Source organism: Bradyrhizobium jicamae, from assembly GCF_018130695.1.
GTDB classification, from domain to species: Bacteria; Pseudomonadota; Alphaproteobacteria; order Rhizobiales; family Xanthobacteraceae; genus Bradyrhizobium; species Bradyrhizobium jicamae_B.
The window spans coordinates 44502-63714 of sequence record NZ_JAFCJX010000039.1 but is presented as its reverse complement, the minus strand read 5'-3'; the positions used below and the strand labels follow the sequence as shown (position 1 = coordinate 63714).

Below are 19213 nucleotides of genomic sequence, written 5' to 3'. Positions count from 1 at the left end.
TGGGATGCGTATCTATACTTCCTCAATCTCTGGGATATTCTATTGCGCGATCAGTCTTGAACGCCGTTTCGGGGGCTTCGAATGCGCAAAGATGTTTCAGTGATTGAAATCGATTCATGGAAGGCGTTTCGTCGTCACCTGGAGAATGACTCGCTTCGAAGCTGGGCGTTTCGTGGACAAGCCAATGCGGAATGGAATCTGTTCTCCACCCTTTCAAGGTATCTCATGACATTCGGAGTTCATCCTAAGGCTTGGGTCCAGCAGGAAAGCCGCATACTTCGAATATTTCGTCGCAAAGCACATTTGCTAACAACACATCTCCCGCTCGACAAGGATTCTCTTGAATGGCTCGCGTTCATGCAGCATCACGGCGCTCCAACACGACTATTGGACTTCACCTGGTCCCCTTATGTCGCAGCTTTCTTTGCACTGGAACGCGCTACCGCGGATGCGGCCGTATGGGCAATTTGTCCGCCGCTTCTAAACTCTGGGCGAACAGCACGGCCAAGCCAAATTTCGCGGCCTGGCGAAATTGGCCCATGGATTAAAGGAAATTACGAGAACTACTTCTTACCGGGCGAGCATCGAGTGGTCGTCATTGGCGAACCGCATCGCATGAACGAGCGGTTAGTCGCTCAATCCGGCACGTTCTTGATGCCGGGTCGCCTCGATGAACCCGTAGAGACTACAATTAGCGAACAGTATGGAAAGGACGCACTCATCAAATTCGTACTCCGAACCAAAAAAATACGCGCGGAGGCGATGGAGCGGCTATATGCCATGAATATTACGAACGCGACGCTTTTCCCGGGTATCGACGGGCTGGCTCGTTCGCTGGCCTATGAACTGGAGTTTCATTGGGCCTTCAATCCCAGGACAAATGTCGTCTATCCTGGATATCGGAACGAGTAGATTCCTCGGTCATCATACCGGCGACGCTTCGGCTGGCATCACGACCTATAGCTTCAACTTGATCAGCGCATACGCAATTGCGCATCGAGCAGCTGATCGCGCTGCACGAGGCTGTTCGCTTTGAGGAAGCGATCGACGATCGGCGCCCAGATCGAAACGCCCTCCGCGCCAAACAGCATGTGTCCGTCCGAACCGAACGCGGGGGTTTTCACCAGCGTGAGATTGCCGCCGGCCTTGGCAAAGGCGCCGGACAATCGCGTCACGAGTTGCGGTCCGAAGAAATGGTCGTTGGCCGACGACACCCACAGCAGCGGCACGCGCGAGGTCTTGCCATACTGCGCGAACGCGTCGATCAGTTCGTCCTCTTCGCACACGCTATCCTCCGTGGTCGAACCGCGACCGGGCGCGAAGGCGATCGCCGCCGCAAGGCCGGGCGGCGCCGCCGAGGTCAGCGCCACCGTGGCAAAGGCGCCGGCGGAGCGGCCGACACTGATCCACTTGCCCTTGCTGACATAGGGCTGGCCCAGCATGAATTTCGCCACCGCTGCGATATCGCGGGCACCGGCGCGGCCGGCAGTGGCGTAGTCGGGATCGGAGCATTTGCCATAGCTCTCGGCCCAACCGCCCTGCGAGTTGCCATAGCCACGCCGCAGGAACGCCACCGCCACCCAGCCGCGGCGGGCGAACTCCACAGCCTGCGGCTGCAGGCCGGACGGGCTCATGGTCGGCCGGTCGCTCGCCGAGCGCGGCGAGCCGTGGTTGAGCAGCACCAGCGGATGCGGTTGCCCGTCGTCCGGCCGCAGCACGATGGCATCGAGCAACGCCGTGGCCGGACCGCTTGCACCGGTGTTCGGCACAGGGATTTTCAGCGCATCGAGACGGATGCCTTGCGCGCGGCCGGGTGCGGCCACTGCGACCAGCACCAGCAAAAGGATCACGCCGATGGTCCTGAGGGCCCTCATCCGATGCGCGTCCCCACCCCTGGTCAGAGAACCCGACGCAACGCATGACGTCGCTATTGCCGGCCTGATATGCGCATTTTATCGACAAAATCCGGCTTGGGAACTTGATCGGGCCGAGATTCCCGTATCCAATCCGCGCCACTGGTTTGGTTCAGGGAGACATCCAGATGAAGCGGATTTTCTTGGCTGCCGTCATTGCGACCTTTGCTGCCGGTTCGGCCTTTGCACAGGACGCCAGCTGCGAAACCAAGGCCGTCGGCAAGGACGGCAAGCCGCTCGCCGGCGCAGCGAAGACCTCGTTCATGAAGAAGTGCACGACCGACACCTGCGAGGCCAAGGCGGTCGGCTCCGACGGCAAGAAGCTCGCCGGCGCGGCCAAGACGTCGTTCATGAAGAAGTGCCAGAGCGGCGCTTAAAGACCACGCCAGCTGCCTTTCCGGCATCGTTTGATTGGGACGAACCGTCAGGTCGCGTCGCGCGCGGCCTGACGAAGGCAGATCGATGCGCGTCGTTGCAAGGCTTTAGAAGGAGACACCGACCCGCACGCCCCTGCTCCAGACGCGCCGGACACGTTTTCTGGTGTTGCCATGAAACATTTCGAAACGTTCCGGCAGCTGGATCGGCTTGGAGAACTCCAGGCACGCCCCGCCTGCGGAATAATCTACCAGCCTGCATTCGATCAGCGGCGCCTTCGGCTCGAGCTGCAGCTTGACCAGGCTCGACACCAGACCCGCTGGACGAACACGCGCAAACCGCCGGGGATGCATCGAAGGTGCTTTCTCGCAAGGAATCGTAGTCCAGACTTGCCCCCCGGCCCTTAAGAATCGGTGCAGAGCTATGGCGGACCTATGGTTACGCGGATCGTTCAATTTGCAGATAAGCCTGATCCGTCAGACCTGACGCGAATTCGCCGGCATCTCCGAGGGCGATTCACCAAACTGGACGCGATAGCTCCGCGAGAAATCGCTCAAATGCCAGAAGCCGAAGGCGAGCGCTGACGCCTTCACGCCGGGCGTGCCTGCCAGCAATTGCTTGCGCACCAGCCACAACCGCTTGAGGCGCAGGTAACGATGCAGGCTCATGCCGCGATAGCGCTGGTTATTCCCGCTTGAAGCGGTAGTCGAACCGGTCGCCATCCGCCTTGATCAGGCCGACGGTCGGCGTCGGGAAATGGATCGGCAGGATCAGCGTGTCGGTCTCGGCGACGGAGGCGAAGAATTTTCGCCGCGAGATCGCCGACTGCTTCATGTCCCAATCCGGCTTGACCGCCCAATCCGGCTCGCGGCACTGGATCGCGTGATGCATGAGGTCGCCGGCCACGACCGCGCGCTGCCCCTTCGAGAAGATGTTGACGCAGCAATGGCACGGCGAATGGCCCGGCGTCGGTGTCAGCGTCACGGTGTCGTCGAGCGCGTAATCGTCATCGACCAGCAGCGCCTGCCCGGCCTCGACGATCGGCAGGCAATTGTCGCGAAACACCGTGCCGGGGGGATTGGCGCCCTTGGCGCTCTCGGCCTCCCATGCGGCGTATTCGCCCTTGTGGAAGACGTATTTGGCGTTCGGGAACGTCGGCACCCAGCGGCCATCGCGCAGCGTCGTGTTCCAGCCGGTGTGGTCGATGTGCAGATGGGTGCAGAACACGTAGTCGATCTGCTCGAAGGAGATGCCGAGCGCGAACAGTTCATTGCGCCAGCGCTCCTTGCCGGGAAAATCGAACGGCGGCGGATGGCCCTTGTCCTCGCCGGTGCAGGTATCGACCAGGATGGTGTAACGCGGCGTGCGGACCACGAAGGTCTGATAGGTCATCACCATCATGCCGCGTTCGGCGTCGAACACCTCCGGCTCCATAGTCTTGAGGTGATGCTTGAACACGGCATCGTCATAGGCCGGGAAGAAATCCTGCGGCCGCCGCCACGGCCCCTCGCGCTCGATGACCGCGTCGATCGTGATGTCGCCGATCCTGATCTGCTTCATGGCCGTTTCGCTCCATCGTTTTTTGCCAAGCGTAACTGGCCGCTCACGACGTCACAAGCCGAGCGATCCGCAACGCGCCATGCGTCCTTGCATTGCTCGAGCGAATGATTGCAAATGTCGGGAATGGTCAATCGTTCGTTTCAGCTCGCCCTCGTCCTCATGATCACGTTGCTGTCGGCGTCCGCCGCGCTCGCCGCGGCCGAGACGGTGTTCTTTCCAAGCGCGGATGGAAAGACGGAGATCGTCGGCTATCTCTTCAGGCCGCAGACGCCGGGCCCTCACCCTGCGATCGTGCTGCTGCACGGCCGCGGCGGCCTTTATTCGACCAACGTCAACAAGGGCTGCACGCTTGTGTCATGCGGCACTGTGTCGGCATGCAATGCGGGCGGCCTGTCGAAGCGGCATGCGATGTGGGCGCAGTATTGGGCCGCGCGCGGCTACATCGCGCTGCTCCCGGACAGCTTTGGGCCGCGCGGCAAGGCGCGCGGCTTCGGGCGCTTCACCCATGACGATCCGGATCGCGACGACGTCAACGAGAAGACGGTGCGGCCGCTTGATGCCGAGGGTGCGCTGACCTGGCTGCGGGGCCAACGCGACGTGGTCGCGGGCCGCATCTTCCTGCAGGGCTGGTCGAACGGCGGCAGCACCGCGCTCAACGTGTTGCAGCGGCAGGGCACCAAGCAAGGCTTTCGCGGCGCCCTCGCCTTCTATCCCGGCTGCGGCCCGAAGGCGCTCCTGGCGCAGACGCTCACCACATCAGCGCCGATCACCATGTTGCTCGGCGCCGACGATGAGGAAGTCTCGCCGCAGCGCTGCCAGGAATTTGCACAGCGTTCCATCGCCGCCGGCAGCAGGATCGACGTCACGCTTTATCCCGGCGCCACCCACGGTTTTGACGACCCCGGCCGCAAGCGCCAATCCGTGCCCGGCAATGCCGCAGCGACCGCGGACGTCCTGAAACGCGCGATCGCGATCGTCGATGCCTTAAAAGATTAACTTCGTAGCCCGGATGGAGCGCAGCGCAATCCGGGGTATGCTATCCGCATGGTGCGCTATCGACGCAATTTCGCGCCTGCTGGCACGTTCTTTTTCACGGTCACGTTGAACGACCGACGATCGTCCGTATTGGTCGATCATGTTGCAGCGCTGCGAACCGCCTTTCGCACAGCGCGCGAGAAGAAGCACTTTACCGTCGAAGCTATCGTGATCCTCCCAGATCACTTGCATACCGTGATGACGCTACCGCCCGATGATGCCGACTTCTCTGATCGATGGCGACAGATCAAGAGCCACTTTACCCGAAGCGTCGTCGCCGCCGGCCTACCGGTCTCGGCAAATCATCGTGGCGAATATGCCCTGTGGCAGAGGCGATTTTGGGAACATACGATCCGCAACGAGCGGGATTTCGAGCGATGTGTTGACTACATTCACTACAATCCCGTCAAGCACGGGCTGGTCTCATCCGCGACGGAGTGGCCACATTCTTCGCTCCACCGGTACATTCGTGATGGGATCTTGACGCCGGACTGGGGCAGCAGTGGATCACCAGACAACGGCGATTTTGGCGAGCGGAAAGACTGATCCCGGATTTCGCTGCGCTCCATCCGGGCTACAATCTTGTAGTGCTAGGATCGCAACCCCGGCGCCTCGTGGCCGGTGCGCGCGACGTACTCGGTGTAGCCGCCGCCATATTGGTGAATGCCTTCGGGTGTCAGCTCCAGCACACGGTTGGAGAGCTCGGCGAGGAAATGCCGGTCGTGCGAGACGAACAGCATGGTGCCCTCGAATTCCGAGAGCGCGTTGATCAGCATTTCCTTGGTGGCGAGGTCGAGGTGGTTGGTCGGCTCGTCCAGCACCAGGAAGTTCGGCGGGTCGAACAGCATCTTGGCCATCACGAGCCGCGCCTTCTCGCCGCCTGACAGCACGCGGCACTTCTTCTCGACGTCGTCGCCGGAGAAGCCGAAGCAGCCGGCGAGCGCGCGCAACGAGCCCTGGCCGGCCTGCGGGAATGCGTCCTCCAGCGACTGGAACACGGTGCGCTCGCCGTCGAGCAGGTCCATCGCGTGCTGGGCGAAATAGCCCATCTTGACGCTGCCGCCGATCGTCACCGCGCCATCGTCCGGCTCGGTGGAGCCTGCGACGAGCTTGAGCAGCGTCGACTTGCCGGCGCCGTTGATGCCCATCACGCACCAGCGCTCCTTGCGGCGGATCATGAAATCCAACCCGTCATAGATGCGCTTGCTGCCATAGCCCTTGTGGACATTCTTCAGGCTGACGACGTCTTCACCGGAGCGCGGCGCCGGCTGGAATTCGAACGCCACCGTCTGGCGCCGCCGCGGCGGCTCGACGCGCTCGATCTTGTCGAGCTTCTTGACCCGGCTCTGCACCTGGGCGGCATGCGAAGCGCGCGCCTTGAAGCGCTCGATGAACTTGATCTCCTTGGCCAGCATCGCCTGCTGGCGCTCGAACTGCGCCTGCTGCTGCTTGTCGGCGAGCGCGCGCTGCTGCGCGTAGAATTCATAGTCGCCGGAATAGCTGGTGAGCTGGCCGCCGTCGATCTCGACCACCTTGTTGATGATGCGGTTGATGAACTCGCGGTCATGCGAGGTCATCAGCAGCGCGCCCTCGTAACCCTTGAGGAACTGTTCGAGCCAGATCAGGCTTTCGAGATCGAGATGGTTGCTCGGCTCGTCCAGCAGCATCACGTCCGGCCGCATCAGGAGGATGCGGGCCAGGGCGACGCGCATCTTCCAGCCGCCGGAGAGCTTGCCAACGTCGCCGTCCATCATCTCCTGGCTGAAGCCGAGGCCCGCCAGCGCCTCGCGGGCGCGGCCGTCGAGCGCATAGCCGTCGAGCTCCTCGAAGCGGTGCTGCACCTCGCCATAACGGGCGATGATGTCGTCCATTTCGTCGGCTTTGTCAGGGTCGGCCATCGCAGCCTCGAGCTCGCGCAGCTCGGCTGCGACCTCGCTGACCGGCCCTGCCCCGTCCATCACCTCGGCCACCGCGCTGCGCCCGGACATCTCGCCGACATCCTGGCTGAAATAACCGATCGAGATGCCGCGATCGACCGAGACCTGGCCCTCGTCAGGGATTTCCCGGCCGGAGATCATGCGGAACAGCGTGGTCTTGCCGGCGCCGTTCGGGCCGACGAGCCCGATCTTCTCGCCCTTCTGGAGCGCCGCGGAGGCTTCGATGAAGAGAATCTGGTGGCCGACTTGCTTGGAGACGTTATCGAGGCGGATCATGACAAAAAAGCTGGAGAAAACCGGGGTTGCGGCCTCTTAGTCGATCTCGGGCGCCGGTGGAAGCCCGATCCATGCGCTCCGTGCCGGTCCCCTCCGCATGGCCCATATTGCCAGCGAAATCGCCCCGGAATACTTCGGCTTTAACCGGACTTTTCGGGGACGTCACATGCAAGCCTGGCTTCTCACTCTCCTCGCACTCGGCGCCGGCATCAGCGTCGCCACCCAGCAGGTGCTGAACGGCAATTTGCGGACCGCGCTGAATTCACCGGCCTGGGCCGGCTTCATCAGCTATCTCGGCGGCCTCCTGACCATGGGGCTGCTGCTGATCGTCGCGCGCGAGCCGGTTCCGTCATGGAAACTGGTGACCGCGGCGCCATGGTGGGCCTGGTCGGGCGGTATCCTTGGCGGTGTCTTCATCATGCTGATGATCCTGCTGCTGCCGTCGCTCGGCGCCGCCACCCTGCTGGCGCTGGTCGTCGCCGGACAGATGCTCGCCGGCATTGCGATGGACCATTTCGGCCTGTTCGGACTGGTGCAACATCCGGTCTCGCCGTCGCGGCTGATCGGCGTGGCGCTGGTGATCGGCGGCGTGCTGCTGATCAAGGACTGAGACGGCTCAGGCGCGCCGCATCAACTTCAGCGTCGCGGCGAGCCGCAGGCTGCGCTTGCCCGCAAGCGCGATGCCTTCGAGCTCCGCGCCCACCTCGCTGCAGGTGCCCGAAAAGCCGATGCCGACCTCGTGGCCGCCGAAGATCGGGTTTTCGCCCTTCGCCGGCGTGTGCTCCTGGTTGAGGATCTCGCCCTTCCAGCGCCCGTCCGCGGAGCTGTAGGAGCCGAGATAATAGAAGAACGCATCGCCGCCGAGGATGCGACCGTCCATCAGCAGCATCACGCCCGATAGTCCCGCGTCGACGCCGTCGAGCGCGCGGATGTGGACGGCGTAGAGCCCATTGATGATGCCGCCGGGCCCGACCGTGCCGCGCGGCGGCAGCGCCTCGTCGTCGAGCGGTGCAAGGTTCGCCCAGAACACGCTGTCGGGCATCGGATCGGCCTTGCCCTCGAACAGGATGGTCGATCCCTCGGTTCGGCCAAGCACCTTGATCGCGGCGACGTCGGCGCCCATCAGCGGCTTGAAATTGGGATCGTCATTGTGGCGCTCGGTGATGACACTGGCTTCGATCAAGCCGTCCTTCACCGCGTAGGTTCCGAGATGGGCGAACGCCGAATTGCCTCCCAGCATCCTGCCATTGTGCATGCACATGATGCTGCGGCCGAAAGCGCCGTTGATGCCGTACTCGACTTTGTAGAGCCCGTTCAGCAAGGAAAATTCCAATACAATCGATTCGTAATGGCCGCCGGATAGCATTGCTGACAGCATGGCGCCAGCGGGCGTTTTGGCACAGTCCGTCGGACAGCCCGGAACCGTGTAGACGTCCGCCGATTCGTCGCATAGCAATCGTCCGCCCGCGCCCTCGTTGCCGCGTCATGCGGGGCCGATCATCCAGTAGCAATTTGCGTCAAATGCTTGCGCAGCCGCTAACGCCGCGGAGATGCGCGTTGGCTCTGATGAGACGTTGTCGAGGAGCATCACATGTTCAGTCGTTTCCGTCTGGCCGTCGCCGCAGCTCTTGTGCTGGGCAGCGGCAGCGCAGCCGTCGCCCAGTCCCTGCCCGACTACATGGCGCCGATATCCGGTAAGCCGACGACCACGCCGGGCGATGTCGCCACCAAGGACGTGCTGGCGCTCAACACCGGCATGTTCGAGCTCTATGGCGACGCCGCAAAAGTGTTCCAGAAGAACATCCTCGACAAGCATCCGGTCATCCTCGGCCTGTTCTCCGGCGCCGGCGGGCGTTTGATCCTGTATCGGCCGGGCCAGCCGCCGGCCGAAGCGCCGCAGGTGCCGATCGTCTATCAGCTGCTGAAATCCGTCGGCCACAGCACGATGGCGCTGGCCGAGGTGGTCGGCCCCTACGTCGACAATCCCGACAACAAATCCTGGCGCGGGTCGATGATGGCCTATCGCAGCCGCATGCAATCGGCGCTCGACGGCCTCGATGCGACGCCGATGCAGGCGGACTGGCGCGACAACAATCGCGCCATCCTGACCAACAACCTCGCCTTCATGGACGAGTGCATTTCTGCCGGCGCGATCCCGTTCGCGAAGCTGGAAGCATTCGGCAAGAAACAGGCGCCGCTGCTGGCCAAGAACGTCGCCTGGGCCGCGCAAACCCAGGTCGGGCACTGGATGGGCGTGATCGCGGACTGGAAGACCCAGCTCGGCGCCGACTGGGACAAGACCTATGCCGCCAGCAACACGATCTACGTGGCGCGGCAGAACAACGTGATCTTCAGCGTGCTGGCGCAGTTCTTCGGCCCCGATGCCATCAACACCCGCCTGATGCTGATCGAAACCATCTCCTTCACCACGACGCCACAGGACATGCTGGAATCGCTGACGCGGATCATTGCCGATCGCTCGGTCGGCGCGCTGTTCTTCGGCAGCTATCACCTGATGGACTATGAGCTGATGGGGGGCGATGCGCGCGCGGCGATCATCGCGGAGGCCGGCAAGCGCGGCATGGCGCCGTTCCTGCCGCCGCTGGTTCCATTCGGCTCCAAGCAATGGCCGACACTTGTCACGCCGGGCCCCGGCCCCGCGACGATCGCCGATCTCAAGTAAGCCGCCGCCCGACGATTGTCGGCGTTGCGAATCATCGCGGCTTTGCCGCAACACTTGCAGGACCCGCGGGCGCGTCTGATGAGATCGGCCGCGTCACGCCGTTGAAGCGTTGATGGGGAATGAAGAGCATGCGGCCTTCGCGACGTGAGTTCGTGAAGTGGTTATCGGCGGGAGGCATCTCGGTCAGCCTGTCGCATCTCGCGTCCGCCAAGGACGCCGCCTTCGCGACGCATGAGACGCTGCCGGGGCGCGGCAAATTCAATCCGGCAATGCGCGGTGCCGGCCGTGTCGACGGCGTCGCCAAGGTCACCGGCGCCAAGCTCTACGCCTCCGACTTCCGCGCCAACGATATGCCCGGTTGGCCGCAGACCACCTCGCACGCCATCCTGGTCCGCGCCAATGACGCGACCCATGTCTATACCGGCATGGACCTCGGCCGGTTGACGGGTGCGATGAAGCCGTCGGTTGTCGTCACCGCCGCCGATCTCGACCGCATCGGAACGCGCGTGCCGGAATTCTACACCGGCGACCTGTTCTGCCCGGCCGGCAAGACGCCGACCTATCTCGGCCAGCCGGTCGCGCTGCTGATCTTCGAAACCTTCGACGCCTACGACCGGGCCCGCCTCGCGCTGCGCGACGGCACGTTCGTGATGTTCGGCGAAGAAACCGGCCCCGTCGAAGTCCCGCATTACGGCGCCTATCGCTTCACCCGCGTGGCCGGCGCCACACCCGACGCGCCTGACGTCTACTCGCCGCTGCAGGCCGGCTGGGTCTCGCCGAAGAAGCTGCAGAGCGCGCCGCTGCCGGTATGGTCGCCGCTCGCCAAGGAAACGCCGGCGGACTATTCGAAGGCCGCGACCCATGGCGAGCAGATCCGCGCCGAGCTTGCGGCGGACAATGCGTCGTTGCTGGTGCTCGACCGCGAGTTCGAGACCCAATCGGTCGATCCGATGTTCCTCGAGCCCGAATGCGGCATCGCCTGGTACGGCAAGGCTGGCAACCTCGAACTGGTGCTCGGCGTGCAGTCGCCCTATGAGGCGACGGAGTCGATCACCTATCTCCTCGACAAGGCGCGCGCGCCGTTCAAGCCGGCGCAGATCAACGCGCAGTTCGCCTATGTCGGCGGCGGCTTCGGCGGCCGCGATCACACGCCCTTCGTGCTCTATGTCGCGCTCGCCGCGGTGTTCTTTCAGGGACGCCCGGTTCGCCTCGCCCATGACCGCTACCAGCAGTTCCAGGGTGGCATCAAACGCCACCCCATCAAGATGCGCTCGCGGATCGGCATCGATCGCGCAACCGGCCTGATCAAGGCATTCGCCGCCGATCATGTGCTCGACGGTGGCGGTCTCGCCAACTTCTCGGTCAATGTCGCGACGGTCGCGGCGACGGCTGCGATCGGCATCTATGACGTTCCCAAGGTCGACGTCACCACGGTCGCCCTGCATTCGCGCGGCGTGACTGCGGGTTCGATGCGCGGCTACGGCACCTTGCAGAGCATGACCGCGCTCGAGGTGCTGATCGATGAAGCGGCCGCCGAGCTGAAGCTCGACCCGATCGAGTTCCGCCGCCGCAATGCGCTGAAGCAGAACGGCCGGACCATGACCGGCAATCCCTACATCGTCTCGGTCCGCACGCCCGAAATCCTCGACAAGCTCGAGAAGCATGCGATCTGGCAGCAGCGCGCGCAGTTCAAGCAGGCCACGTCCGGCGTGCTGGTCGGCACCGGGCTCGCCTGTGTGACCAAGGACTACGGCACCGGTGCGGATTGTTCGCTCGGACGGGTCGAGCTCGAACCGGACGGCCGGATCGCGATCTTTTGCGATCACGTCGAGATGGGCAATGGCATCGGCACGGCGCTCGCCAATCGCGTCGCGCAGCATCTTGGTGGCATCGCCGACGAGGTCGCGGTCTCCCGCGTCGACAGCTACGACGTGCTTGGGCTCGTCACGTCGGGCGATCCCTACACGATGGACCAGAAGACCCAGGACGCGGCGGAGAAGAGTCCGCGCTGGGTGCCCTCGATCAGTTCGGCGACCTCAGCCTCGATCGGCGCCCATGTCGGCACCCACTCCTCCGCCGAGGCGGCGCGGGTCATCTTCCGTTACGGCCTGTGGCCGGCGGCGCTGGAGCTGTGGCGCATTGCAAAGACCGACCCGCGCGCCAGGCAATGGGCCGGCGCGACCTGGAAGGACGGGCAACTCGTGATGCCCGGCCTCGAGCCGCTCGCACTCCCCGTACTGGCTGCGACCGCGCATGCGCGCGGCTTCGTCACCGGTGCGGTCGCGCACAGCTTCTCGCGCTGGGGCTGGTCACGGGCGCGCTTCCCTATGTTCGGGGAGCAGTATCGCGCCGAGATCGACGCGCTGGCGATCCGCAAGGGCCGCGGCAAGTTCGAGCGGATCGACCGCGTCAGCGTCAAATTCCCGCCGACCGACAACAACCGGATCGGCGTCGCCTACACTTCGATGTGCGGCACGGTGGTGCGGATCGAGATCAACCGCGCCACCGGCGCCTTGCGCATCGCCAAGGCCTACAGCGTGTTCGAATGCGGCCAGGCGCTGGTGCCGGAGGTCGTGATGGGACAGTCGTATGGCGGCTTTGCCATGGGGGTCGGCTACGCGCTGCTGGAGACGCTGCCGCCGTTCGAGGGCGGCCCCGGCAACGGACAATGGAATCTCGGGCAATACCTGATCGCGCGTGGCTCCGACCTGCCGCTGCGCGACCTCGAACTCGAGCTGCTGCCGCCGCTGACGCCCGACGAGCCGCCGAAGGGCATCGCCGAGGTCGTGATGATCCCGATCGTGCCGGCGCTGCTCAACGCCATCCATGACGCCACCGGACATCGCTTCCGCTCGCTGCCGGTGACCACGAGCCTGCTGAAGGGAGCGCTCGCGTGACGACACTCAGCCTCACCATCAACGGCCGCAAGCACGGACCGCTCGAGGTGCGCGACGACCTCACGATGAACGATTTCCTGCGCGAGGTACTCGGCATGACCGGCACCAAGTTCGGCTGCGGCGCCGCGCAATGCCTGAGCTGCGCCATCATCGTCGATAACCCCGATGGCACCAGCACCACCACGCCGACCTGCATCGTGCCGGCGGTGGCCTTCCAGGGCAACAGCATCCGTACCGTCGAAGGCCACGCCAAAGACGGCGAGCTCTCGGCGCTGCAAAAGGCCTTCATCGACCATTTCGCCTTTCAGTGCGGCTACTGCACCGCCGGCTTCCTCAATGAGGGCCAGGTGCTGCTGGAGCGGCTGGCGCGCGCGCCGGTCGCGCGCAACGAGCTGGAGCAGACCATTGCGGACGCGCTCGACAGTCATCTGTGCCGCTGCACCGGCTACGTTAGATATCACGAGGCGGTGCGCGACGTGATCCTCGCGGATTCCAAACGCTATCTGATCGCCAACAACTGAACGCGCGGGAATATCTGACATGACATCCGAGGCGCGGTTTCGGGTTGTTGCGGTGGTGGCAGCGCTGGTCTCAAGCGCCTGCGCCGGCTATGCCGCGTCGGAAACCAAGAGTCACGCGCTCGCCTCGCCGGAGAGCTTTGCGGCGATCACGGATGTCGAGAAGCGCTCGGCCGCAATCTTCACCGAGCTCGGCAAGGTGCTGACCCATCCCCGCTGCACCAACTGCCATCCCGCCGGCGACAGCCCGCGGCAGACCGATTTCGGCCGCATGCACCAGCCGCCGGTGACGCGCGGCGCCGACGGTCACGGCACCGAGGCGATGCGCTGTCCGGTGTGCCATCAGAAAGCGAATTTCGAACCGGGCCGCGTGCCCGGCCATCCCGAATGGCACCTGGCGCCACGCGAGATGGCATGGGAGGGCAAGTCGGTCGGCGAGATCTGCGCCCAGATCAGGGACCCCGCACGCAATGGCGGCCGCAAGATGGAAGACCTGATCGAGCATATCGGCAAGGACACCCTCGTCGGCTGGGCCTGGAAGCCCGGCTTCGGCCGCTCGCCTGCACCGGGCACACAGGAGCAGGCCGGCGCGCTGGTGGAAGCCTGGGTGAAGACCGGCGCCGCCTGCCCCGCGCCGTGAGCTCAAGCGTCAAACACCGCAAGACCCGCCGCGGCGACTTGCGCGTCCTGGGTTGACTGCATGCCCGATACGCCGATCGCACCGATCACCCTGCCCTCACGCAGGATCGGAAGACCGCCTTCCAGCGGCGTCAGGTTGGTCATGCCCAGCAGCCGCAGGTGAAGGCCGCCGTCGGCAAGCGCGGACTCGAACGCCGCTGTCGGTCGCCTGAAATCGACGCTGGTCCTGGCTTTCTGCTGCGCAACGAGCACGCTGCCATGCTGCGCCTGATCGAGGCGATACAGCAGCACGAGATGGCCGCCACTGTCGGCAATGGCGATCACCATGGGCCAGCCATGATGCTGCGCTTCGGCACGCGCCGCGTCGGCGATGCGCGTCGCCTCGTCGAGCGTGATCGGGTTGCCATAGAGAGGCATCAGGGCCGCGAGAGGCGCTGTTGCCGTGCAGGCGTCTGGTTTCGTCATGAGGAAGCTCCGGTTCATTGGGGAGCCCACTCAGACCACGTCACAACTCCGGTGATAATACCCGACAGAATTGATATATTATCTCGACCTTCGGGAGAATGACCCTGACCTCGTTTGCGGATTACACGACGTTTCTGACCATCATCGACGAGGGCAGCCTGACCTCGGCAGCCACACGTCTCGGCAAGTCGCTCCAGTCGGTGAGCCGTTCGCTGGCGCGGCTCGAGGACGATCTTGGCGTCGAGCTGGTATCGCGAACGACGCGGCGGCTGCGTCCGACAGCGGTCGGCCTCGAATTCGCCGGCCGCATCCGCCTGGCGCTCACGACCATCGACGCAGCGCGCGAAGATCTGCTCGCCAGCGACCGGCGGCTTGCCGGCACCATCCGCATCGGCACGTCGAGCCTGTTCGGCCCCGAATATGTGGCTCCTGTCCTGAGTCAGTTCCTGACACGGAATCCGGACATCGACATTGAACTCGTCCTCTCTGACGAGCGCGTCGACCTCGTCGCCGAGAAGCTGGACTTCGCCATCCGCATCGGCCATTTGCCGGACTCGAATTTGCGAACTCGCAGCCTCGGTGGACTGAACTGGGCCGTATTTGCCGCACCGGCCTATCTCGCCGCACATGGTCGTCCCGAGCATCCGCGAGAGCTGTCCGGTCATGAATGCGTGCTGCGAGCCAGCGATGACGACCGATGGGTGTTTGGCGGCAACAGGCGGCGCATCGAGGTGCATGGTCGTTTTCGCTCGGAAAGCGCTGCGGCCCGCAATGTGGCCGTCTCGTCCGGACTTGGCATCGGCCTCGCCCCGCTCTGGCAGGTGCGCAAGCTCATCGAGCAGGGCATCGTCGAGCAGATCCTTGTCGGCCACGAGCCACCGGCAATTCCGCTCCAGATCATCTGGGTCAGGCCGAGCACCGGCACCCTGCCGCGGCGCGTCCGTGCCGCGATGGAATTCCTCGCGGCGCGCCTCTCTGCCCTGCGAATATGAGTAGCAGCCTTCCCCACATCGCAGCCGTCGGCGCCGGCGCCGGCGCCGGCAAAACCCCCTTCCCGCGACGATGGCATCATACCCCTGATTTGCCCGACGGGTCAAGCGAATTTCGCCAAATCGAAAAAGCGCAATGCCAACCAGGCCGGCTACTGTGCATGGGGTTGTTTTCGCGTTTTTTGTCGATCGGCCCCGGACGGCACGCGTTAGTGCCGCTTGAAATACTGCACCTCACGCTCGTGCTTCTCGGCCGCTGAGCGCGACTTGAACGTGCCGAGATTGCGCCGCCGTCCCGTCTTCGGATTGGCCTTGCGCGAATAGAGCCGGTACTCGCCGGATTTGAGTTTGCGGATCATGTCGTCACTCCTCGTCCGTCTCCGACGTCAACGAGGTGCGCGCAACGAACGTTCCAAATAACGCCGGCGAGCGGTCAGGGTTCGAGCCCGGTCTCGCGCAACACCGGCGCGACGTCGGGCGAAGCGAGATAGCGCAGCAGATGATCCGCCGCGTCAGCCTTCGGCGACGCCGCCATGCGACCGGCGGAGAACACGGCCGGCGTTTGCAGGTCGCGCGGGATCGGACCGATCACCTCGGTGCCATCGACCTGCTTCAGCTCGCTGATCTGCTGGACCGCCAGATCGGCCTCGCCGGTGACGAGCTTCTCGGCGGTGAAACCCTGCGGAATGATCACGGCGCGCGCGTTGATCTCGGCGGCAATGCCGAGACGCTCGATCAGCTGCGCGAACAGGATGCCGCTGGCGCCGAGCTTCGAATAGGCGACCGCGCGAGCGTCGAGCAGCGTTGCGCGCAACGCGGCTTCGGTTGCGATATCGGGATGCGCAGCGCCGGCCTTCACCGCGAGACCGACATAAGAGCGCGCGAGATCGACGCAACTCGTGGCAACGACGTGCCCCTCGTTCGCCATTTCGTCGAGGCCCTCACGCGTGAGGATCACGAGATCGGCCCCCTCGCCGCCGCGCAGGCGCTGCAGCAGCGCCAGTGTCGGCGCGAAATCGGCATCGATGCGGACACCGTGCGCGGCCTCATACTGCGCTGCCAGCCGCGCCACCGCGCCCTTCAGCGCCAGTGTCGACAGCACACGGACCACATCGACCATATCGGTCACGCCCGCCGCATCAGCTTGAGCACGGCGGTCAGCCGCAGACTGCGCTTGCCGGCGAGCGCGGTGGCGTCGAGCACGGCACTCTCATCATCATAGCTGCCGGAAAAACCGATGCCGACCTCGTGACCGCCGAAGATCGGGTGCTCGCCCATCGCCGAGGTGTGCTCCTGATTGAGGATCTGGCCCTTCCAGCGGCCGTTCTCGGCGGTGTAGCTGCCGAGATAGTAGAAGCACGCATCACCGCCGAGGATGCGGCCCTTGTTGAGCAGCATCACGCCGGTCAGCCCGCCATCGACGCCGTCGAGCATGCGGATGTGGATCGAGTAGAGGCCGTCGACGATACCGCTCTCGCCGACCCCGCCGGCGATCGGGATCTCATCCTCGCGGATCGGCGTCATCACCGACTCGAAAGCGACGCCGGGCAATTCCTTCAATTCGCCCTTGAAGCGATACAGCTCGCCCTCCGGTCGGCCGATGGCGATCAGCGTCGCATCGTCGGTGCCGGCCATCGCGCGGTAGTTCGGATCGGGATTGTGCCGGACGGTCTTGATCTCGGTTGCGACCTCGTCGCCGGTCTTCTGGTAGGTCCCGATATGGGCAAAGGCCGAATTGCCGCCCAGCATCTTGCCGTCGCGCGCAGACATGACACTGCGCCCGACCGCCTGGCCGAGTTGAAACCGAACCTTGTAGAAGCCTTCAAACAAGTGCCGTGTCCCCGGCGCCCGAAATGCACCCGCAATCTATCGCGTTTTCGAGCGAAGTGGATACCGGTTCGCGCGAAGAAAACACGTCGAACAACAACCAGTGGTTCATAACGCAGGGAAACGGCTTTCGCTGTGAAGCAGCGCACATGCGTGCAAATCAAATAAAAAGTCCGCCAGGGCAGTCGCCCTGGCGGACTGAATTGTGGTCCCAGACGAGATGTCGGGGTCCGAACGCCTTAGGCCGCAGCCTTCGCGCCGGTCGGAACTTCCGCGATCGTCTTCAGGATCTGCGAAGCGATCTGGTAGGGGTCGCCTTGCGAGTTCGGGCGGCGGTCTTCCAGATAACCCTTGTAGCCGTTGTTGACGAAGGAGTGCGGAACGCGGATCGAAGCGCCGCGGTCAGCCACGCCGTAGCTGAACTTGTTCCAGGGCGCGGTCTCGTGCTTGCCGGTCAGGCGCTTGTCGTTGTCCGGACCGTAGACAGCGATGTGATCCATCAGGTTCTTGTCGAAGGCCTTCATCAGGCTCTCGAAGTACTCCTTGCCGCCGACCGTACGCATGTACTCGGTCGAGAAGTTGGCGTGCATGCCCGAGCCGTTCCAGTCGGTGTCGCCGAGCGGCTTGCAGTGGAATTCGATATCGATGCCGTAGCTCTCGGTGAGGCGCAGCATCAGATAGCGAGCCATCCACATTTCGTCAGCGGCCTTCTTGGAGCCCTTGCCGAAGATCTGGAATTCCCACTGGCCCTTCGCCACTTCGGCGTTGATGCCTTCGTGGTTGATGCCAGCGTGGAGGCAGAGGTTGAGATGCTCTTCGACGATCTTGCGGGCGACGCTGCCGACGTTCGAGTAGCCGACGCCGGTGTAGTACGGGCCCTGCGGCGCCGGATAACCGGACGTGGGGAAGCCGAGCGGACGGCCGTCCTTGTAGAAGAAGTATTCCTGCTCGAAGCCGAACCAGGCGCCGGAATCATCCAGGATGGTGGCGCGCTTGTTCGAGACGTGCGGCGTCTTGCCATCGGGCATCATGACCTCGCACATCACGAGAACGCCGTTCTCGCGGGCGCCGTCCGGATAGCAGGCAACCGGCTTCAGCACGCAGTCAGAGCTGTGGCCTTCAGCCTGATTGGTGGACGAGCCGTCGAAGCCCCAGAGCGGGAGCTGTTCGAGGGTCGGGAACGACGCGAATTCCTTGATCTGCGTCTTTCCGCGCAGACTCGGCGTCGGCGTATATCCGTCGAGCCAGATATACTCGAGCTTGTACTTGGTCATTGAGCCTCTCTGTTGATGATGCAGACTGTTGATGATGCAAACACGTGAGGAACCGAAAGCCAGTCGGTCGCCGCACGCGTACCCGGCCACCATCGGCCGGCTCCTACCAAGCAATTAAAATGCCAGTCGCTGCAATGCGGCACCCGTCGTTCTCGCGGATGTCCACACTCTGCATGACATTTTTTGCTGCGACATAGGAGCGCGGCTGGCATGCGCCGGGGGCAGTCGGATTCCGCTTTCGAGCCCGCCGGAGCGCCCGATTCTCCGGCAAATCGGCCCTTACCCAGCCCCGCCGATTAAAGCGGCGGCACCCCCGTGCGACAATCATCGTTGTCGACAGCGGCCCCCGGCAACCATCCTCCGCGCTCAAGCGTTGGTCAGGCGATCGCTGCCCCACAGGAAGCAAACCCGACTTTGCCCACGAATTAGCCAGAATATGACTTCTTCTTAGGCATCTTGCGCCCTGAACGGACCAGGCAGATATCCAAACCAGTAACCAACCGAGAAGGAGTCGGGCGCAGCATGGAGGCTCGCGTTCCCGACGCAAGGAGCGACTGCGATGATCAACCAAGGGTTAAGTCAGGGATCTGCCAAGATCTATCAATTCCCGGCCGGTGGCCGGGCCGCACTCGGCGGCCGCCGCTATGGCGAGCCACGGACCTCCCTCGAGGTCGAGGCAATGAACGCCGCCAACTGCAGCGATAGCTGGTACCATCAGGCGGCGATCGAGGACGCCAAGCCGGGTCGGGATCACTGATGACGGACCGATGTGGAGACGAGGCGCGCCGGAGAGATCAGGCGATGCCAGGCAAGTGAAGAAGGGTC

Annotated in this window: 21 protein-coding genes and 1 pseudogene; 11 read left to right on the top strand and 11 right to left on the bottom strand. The window is 64.0% G+C overall.

Translation table 11 applies throughout. From position 1 onward, the window contains the following. Positions 1-81 precede the first annotated feature (81 nt). Positions 82-912 carry an FRG domain-containing protein gene (locus JQ604_RS36980; RefSeq protein ID WP_212365667.1) on the top strand — a complete coding sequence of 277 codons (831 nt, stop codon included), beginning with the start codon at positions 82-84 and terminating at the stop codon, positions 910-912. Between the two features lie 62 nt (positions 913-974). On the opposite strand, the gene JQ604_RS36975 is transcribed toward JQ604_RS36980, so the two are convergent. Then, on the bottom strand, positions 975-1874 hold the full coding sequence (locus JQ604_RS36975; RefSeq protein ID WP_212365666.1) for an alpha/beta hydrolase family protein: 900 nt from the start codon (positions 1872-1874) through the stop codon (positions 975-977). Between the two features lie 167 nt (positions 1875-2041). Here JQ604_RS36975 and JQ604_RS36970 point away from each other — a divergent pair, with 167 nt between their 5' ends. Beyond that, positions 2042-2290, top strand: coding sequence for a hypothetical protein (locus JQ604_RS36970; RefSeq protein ID WP_212365665.1), 249 nt, complete (start codon positions 2042-2044; stop codon positions 2288-2290). A 105-nt stretch (positions 2291-2395) separates the two neighbouring features. On the opposite strand, the gene JQ604_RS36965 is transcribed toward JQ604_RS36970, so the two are convergent. From JQ604_RS36965 to JQ604_RS36955, 3 genes and pseudogenes are all read right to left on the bottom strand, one after another. Further along, a complete protein-coding gene (locus JQ604_RS36965) occupies positions 2396-2641 on the bottom strand; it encodes a PilZ domain-containing protein (protein WP_212365664.1) in 246 nt (81 codons plus the stop codon). A 123-nt stretch (positions 2642-2764) separates the two neighbouring features. After that, a pseudogene (locus JQ604_RS36960) lies at positions 2765-2971 on the bottom strand (helix-turn-helix domain-containing protein); the annotation flags it as partial. A 1-nt stretch (position 2972) separates the two neighbouring features. After that, positions 2973-3848 (bottom strand): MBL fold metallo-hydrolase, encoded by an 876-nt coding sequence (locus JQ604_RS36955; protein ID WP_212365663.1) that lies wholly within the window; start codon positions 3846-3848, stop codon positions 2973-2975. Positions 3849-3971: 123 nt separating this feature from the next. Here JQ604_RS36955 and JQ604_RS36950 point away from each other — a divergent pair, with 123 nt between their 5' ends. Further along, entirely contained in the window at positions 3972-4844 is an 873-nt protein-coding gene (locus JQ604_RS36950; protein WP_249159195.1) for a dienelactone hydrolase family protein, read from the top strand. Positions 4845-4892: 48 nt separating this feature from the next. After that, on the top strand, positions 4893-5429 hold the full coding sequence (locus JQ604_RS36945; protein ID WP_212365661.1) for an REP-associated tyrosine transposase: 537 nt from the start codon (positions 4893-4895) through the stop codon (positions 5427-5429). Positions 5430-5473: 44 nt separating this feature from the next. Here the strand turns inward: JQ604_RS36945 and JQ604_RS36940 are convergent, their stop codons facing one another. Then, positions 5474-7096: an ABC-F family ATP-binding cassette domain-containing protein gene (locus JQ604_RS36940; RefSeq protein WP_212365660.1), complete on the bottom strand. Its 1623-nt coding sequence runs from the start codon at positions 7094-7096 to the stop codon at positions 5474-5476. A 166-nt stretch (positions 7097-7262) separates the two neighbouring features. Here JQ604_RS36940 and JQ604_RS36935 point away from each other — a divergent pair, with 166 nt between their 5' ends. Beyond that, the gene (locus tag JQ604_RS36935; protein WP_212365659.1) at positions 7263-7706 is read left to right on the top strand and encodes a DMT family transporter; all 444 of its coding nucleotides are present in this window, start codon (positions 7263-7265) and stop codon (positions 7704-7706) included. 6 nt (positions 7707-7712) lie between these two features. Here JQ604_RS36935 and JQ604_RS36930 read toward each other — a convergent pair whose 3' ends face one another. Beyond that, positions 7713-8417, bottom strand: a complete 705-nt coding sequence (locus tag JQ604_RS36930; RefSeq protein ID WP_212365658.1) for a hypothetical protein — start codon at positions 8415-8417, stop codon at positions 7713-7715. Positions 8418-8687: 270 nt separating this feature from the next. On the opposite strand from JQ604_RS36930, the gene JQ604_RS36925 reads away from it, so the two are divergent. From JQ604_RS36925 to JQ604_RS36910, 4 genes are all read left to right on the top strand, one after another. Beyond that, positions 8688-9779, top strand: a complete 1092-nt coding sequence (locus tag JQ604_RS36925) for a hypothetical protein (protein ID WP_212365657.1) — start codon at positions 8688-8690, stop codon at positions 9777-9779. A 128-nt stretch (positions 9780-9907) separates the two neighbouring features. Further along, complete coding sequence (locus JQ604_RS36920) at positions 9908-12676, top strand: xanthine dehydrogenase family protein molybdopterin-binding subunit (protein ID WP_212365656.1); 2769 nt, start codon at positions 9908-9910, stop codon at positions 12674-12676. Beyond that, positions 12673-13197 (top strand): (2Fe-2S)-binding protein, encoded by a 525-nt coding sequence (locus JQ604_RS36915; protein ID WP_212365655.1) that lies wholly within the window; start codon positions 12673-12675, stop codon positions 13195-13197. Before JQ604_RS36920 ends, JQ604_RS36915 begins: the two co-directional genes overlap by 4 nt. 19 nt (positions 13198-13216) lie before the next feature. Next, on the top strand, positions 13217-13834 hold the full coding sequence (locus JQ604_RS36910) for an Isoquinoline 1-oxidoreductase subunit (protein WP_212365654.1): 618 nt from the start codon (positions 13217-13219) through the stop codon (positions 13832-13834). Positions 13835-13836: 2 nt separating this feature from the next. Here the strand turns inward: JQ604_RS36910 and JQ604_RS36905 are convergent, their stop codons facing one another. Then, on the bottom strand, positions 13837-14298 hold the full coding sequence (locus JQ604_RS36905; RefSeq protein ID WP_212365653.1) for a GlcG/HbpS family heme-binding protein: 462 nt from the start codon (positions 14296-14298) through the stop codon (positions 13837-13839). Between the two features lie 98 nt (positions 14299-14396). Between JQ604_RS36905 and JQ604_RS36900 the strand changes: the two genes are divergently transcribed. Then, positions 14397-15290 (top strand): LysR family transcriptional regulator, encoded by an 894-nt coding sequence (locus JQ604_RS36900; RefSeq protein ID WP_212365652.1) that lies wholly within the window; start codon positions 14397-14399, stop codon positions 15288-15290. A 206-nt stretch (positions 15291-15496) separates the two neighbouring features. Here the strand turns inward: JQ604_RS36900 and JQ604_RS36895 are convergent, their stop codons facing one another. From JQ604_RS36895 to JQ604_RS36880, 4 genes are all read right to left on the bottom strand, one after another. Next, positions 15497-15646 carry a hypothetical protein gene (locus JQ604_RS36895; RefSeq protein WP_212365651.1) on the bottom strand — a complete coding sequence of 50 codons (150 nt, stop codon included), beginning with the start codon at positions 15644-15646 and terminating at the stop codon, positions 15497-15499. Positions 15647-15720: 74 nt separating this feature from the next. Next, entirely contained in the window at positions 15721-16407 is a 687-nt protein-coding gene (locus tag JQ604_RS36890; RefSeq protein WP_212365695.1) for a substrate-binding domain-containing protein, read from the bottom strand. A 5-nt stretch (positions 16408-16412) separates the two neighbouring features. Beyond that, complete coding sequence (locus tag JQ604_RS36885; RefSeq protein WP_212365650.1) at positions 16413-17117, bottom strand: GrlR family regulatory protein; 705 nt, start codon at positions 17115-17117, stop codon at positions 16413-16415. 236 nt (positions 17118-17353) lie between these two features. Continuing rightward, entirely contained in the window at positions 17354-18388 is a 1035-nt protein-coding gene (locus JQ604_RS36880) for a glutamine synthetase beta-grasp domain-containing protein (RefSeq protein WP_212365649.1), read from the bottom strand. Positions 18389-18947: 559 nt separating this feature from the next. Here JQ604_RS36880 and JQ604_RS36875 point away from each other — a divergent pair. Beyond that, positions 18948-19145: a DUF2735 domain-containing protein gene (locus tag JQ604_RS36875; RefSeq protein ID WP_212365648.1), complete on the top strand. Its 198-nt coding sequence runs from the start codon at positions 18948-18950 to the stop codon at positions 19143-19145. Positions 19146-19213 lie beyond the last annotated feature (68 nt).

What these genes read in the sequence shown, in the direction of transcription:
- JQ604_RS36945 (WP_212365661.1), top strand. Translation starts at nt 4,893, where the DNA reads ATGGTGCGCTATCGACGCAATTTCGCGCCTGCTGGCACGTTCTTTTTC.
- JQ604_RS36890 (WP_212365695.1), bottom strand. Translation starts at nt 16,407, where the DNA reads ATGGTCGATGTGGTCCGTGTGCTGTCGACACTGGCGCTGAAGGGCGCG.
- JQ604_RS36970 (WP_212365665.1), top strand. Translation starts at nt 2,042, where the DNA reads ATGAAGCGGATTTTCTTGGCTGCCGTCATTGCGACCTTTGCTGCCGGT.
- JQ604_RS36965 (WP_212365664.1), bottom strand. Translation starts at nt 2,641, where the DNA reads ATGCATCCCCGGCGGTTTGCGCGTGTTCGTCCAGCGGGTCTGGTGTCG.
- JQ604_RS36905 (WP_212365653.1), bottom strand. Translation starts at nt 14,298, where the DNA reads ATGACGAAACCAGACGCCTGCACGGCAACAGCGCCTCTCGCGGCCCTG.
- JQ604_RS36925 (WP_212365657.1), top strand. Translation starts at nt 8,688, where the DNA reads ATGTTCAGTCGTTTCCGTCTGGCCGTCGCCGCAGCTCTTGTGCTGGGC.
- JQ604_RS36955 (WP_212365663.1), bottom strand. Translation starts at nt 3,848, where the DNA reads ATGAAGCAGATCAGGATCGGCGACATCACGATCGACGCGGTCATCGAG.
- JQ604_RS36975 (WP_212365666.1), bottom strand. Translation starts at nt 1,874, where the DNA reads ATGAGGGCCCTCAGGACCATCGGCGTGATCCTTTTGCTGGTGCTGGTC.
- JQ604_RS36940 (WP_212365660.1), bottom strand. Translation starts at nt 7,096, where the DNA reads ATGATCCGCCTCGATAACGTCTCCAAGCAAGTCGGCCACCAGATTCTC.
- JQ604_RS36895 (WP_212365651.1), bottom strand. Translation starts at nt 15,646, where the DNA reads ATGATCCGCAAACTCAAATCCGGCGAGTACCGGCTCTATTCGCGCAAG.
- JQ604_RS36950 (WP_249159195.1), top strand. Translation starts at nt 3,972, where the DNA reads ATGGTCAATCGTTCGTTTCAGCTCGCCCTCGTCCTCATGATCACGTTG.
- JQ604_RS36910 (WP_212365654.1), top strand. Translation starts at nt 13,217, where the DNA reads ATGACATCCGAGGCGCGGTTTCGGGTTGTTGCGGTGGTGGCAGCGCTG.
- JQ604_RS36875 (WP_212365648.1), top strand. Translation starts at nt 18,948, where the DNA reads ATGATCAACCAAGGGTTAAGTCAGGGATCTGCCAAGATCTATCAATTC.
- JQ604_RS36935 (WP_212365659.1), top strand. Translation starts at nt 7,263, where the DNA reads ATGCAAGCCTGGCTTCTCACTCTCCTCGCACTCGGCGCCGGCATCAGC.
- JQ604_RS36920 (WP_212365656.1), top strand. Translation starts at nt 9,908, where the DNA reads ATGCGGCCTTCGCGACGTGAGTTCGTGAAGTGGTTATCGGCGGGAGGC.
- JQ604_RS36980 (WP_212365667.1), top strand. Translation starts at nt 82, where the DNA reads ATGCGCAAAGATGTTTCAGTGATTGAAATCGATTCATGGAAGGCGTTT.
- JQ604_RS36880 (WP_212365649.1), bottom strand. Translation starts at nt 18,388, where the DNA reads ATGACCAAGTACAAGCTCGAGTATATCTGGCTCGACGGATATACGCCG.
- JQ604_RS36900 (WP_212365652.1), top strand. Translation starts at nt 14,397, where the DNA reads ATGACCCTGACCTCGTTTGCGGATTACACGACGTTTCTGACCATCATC.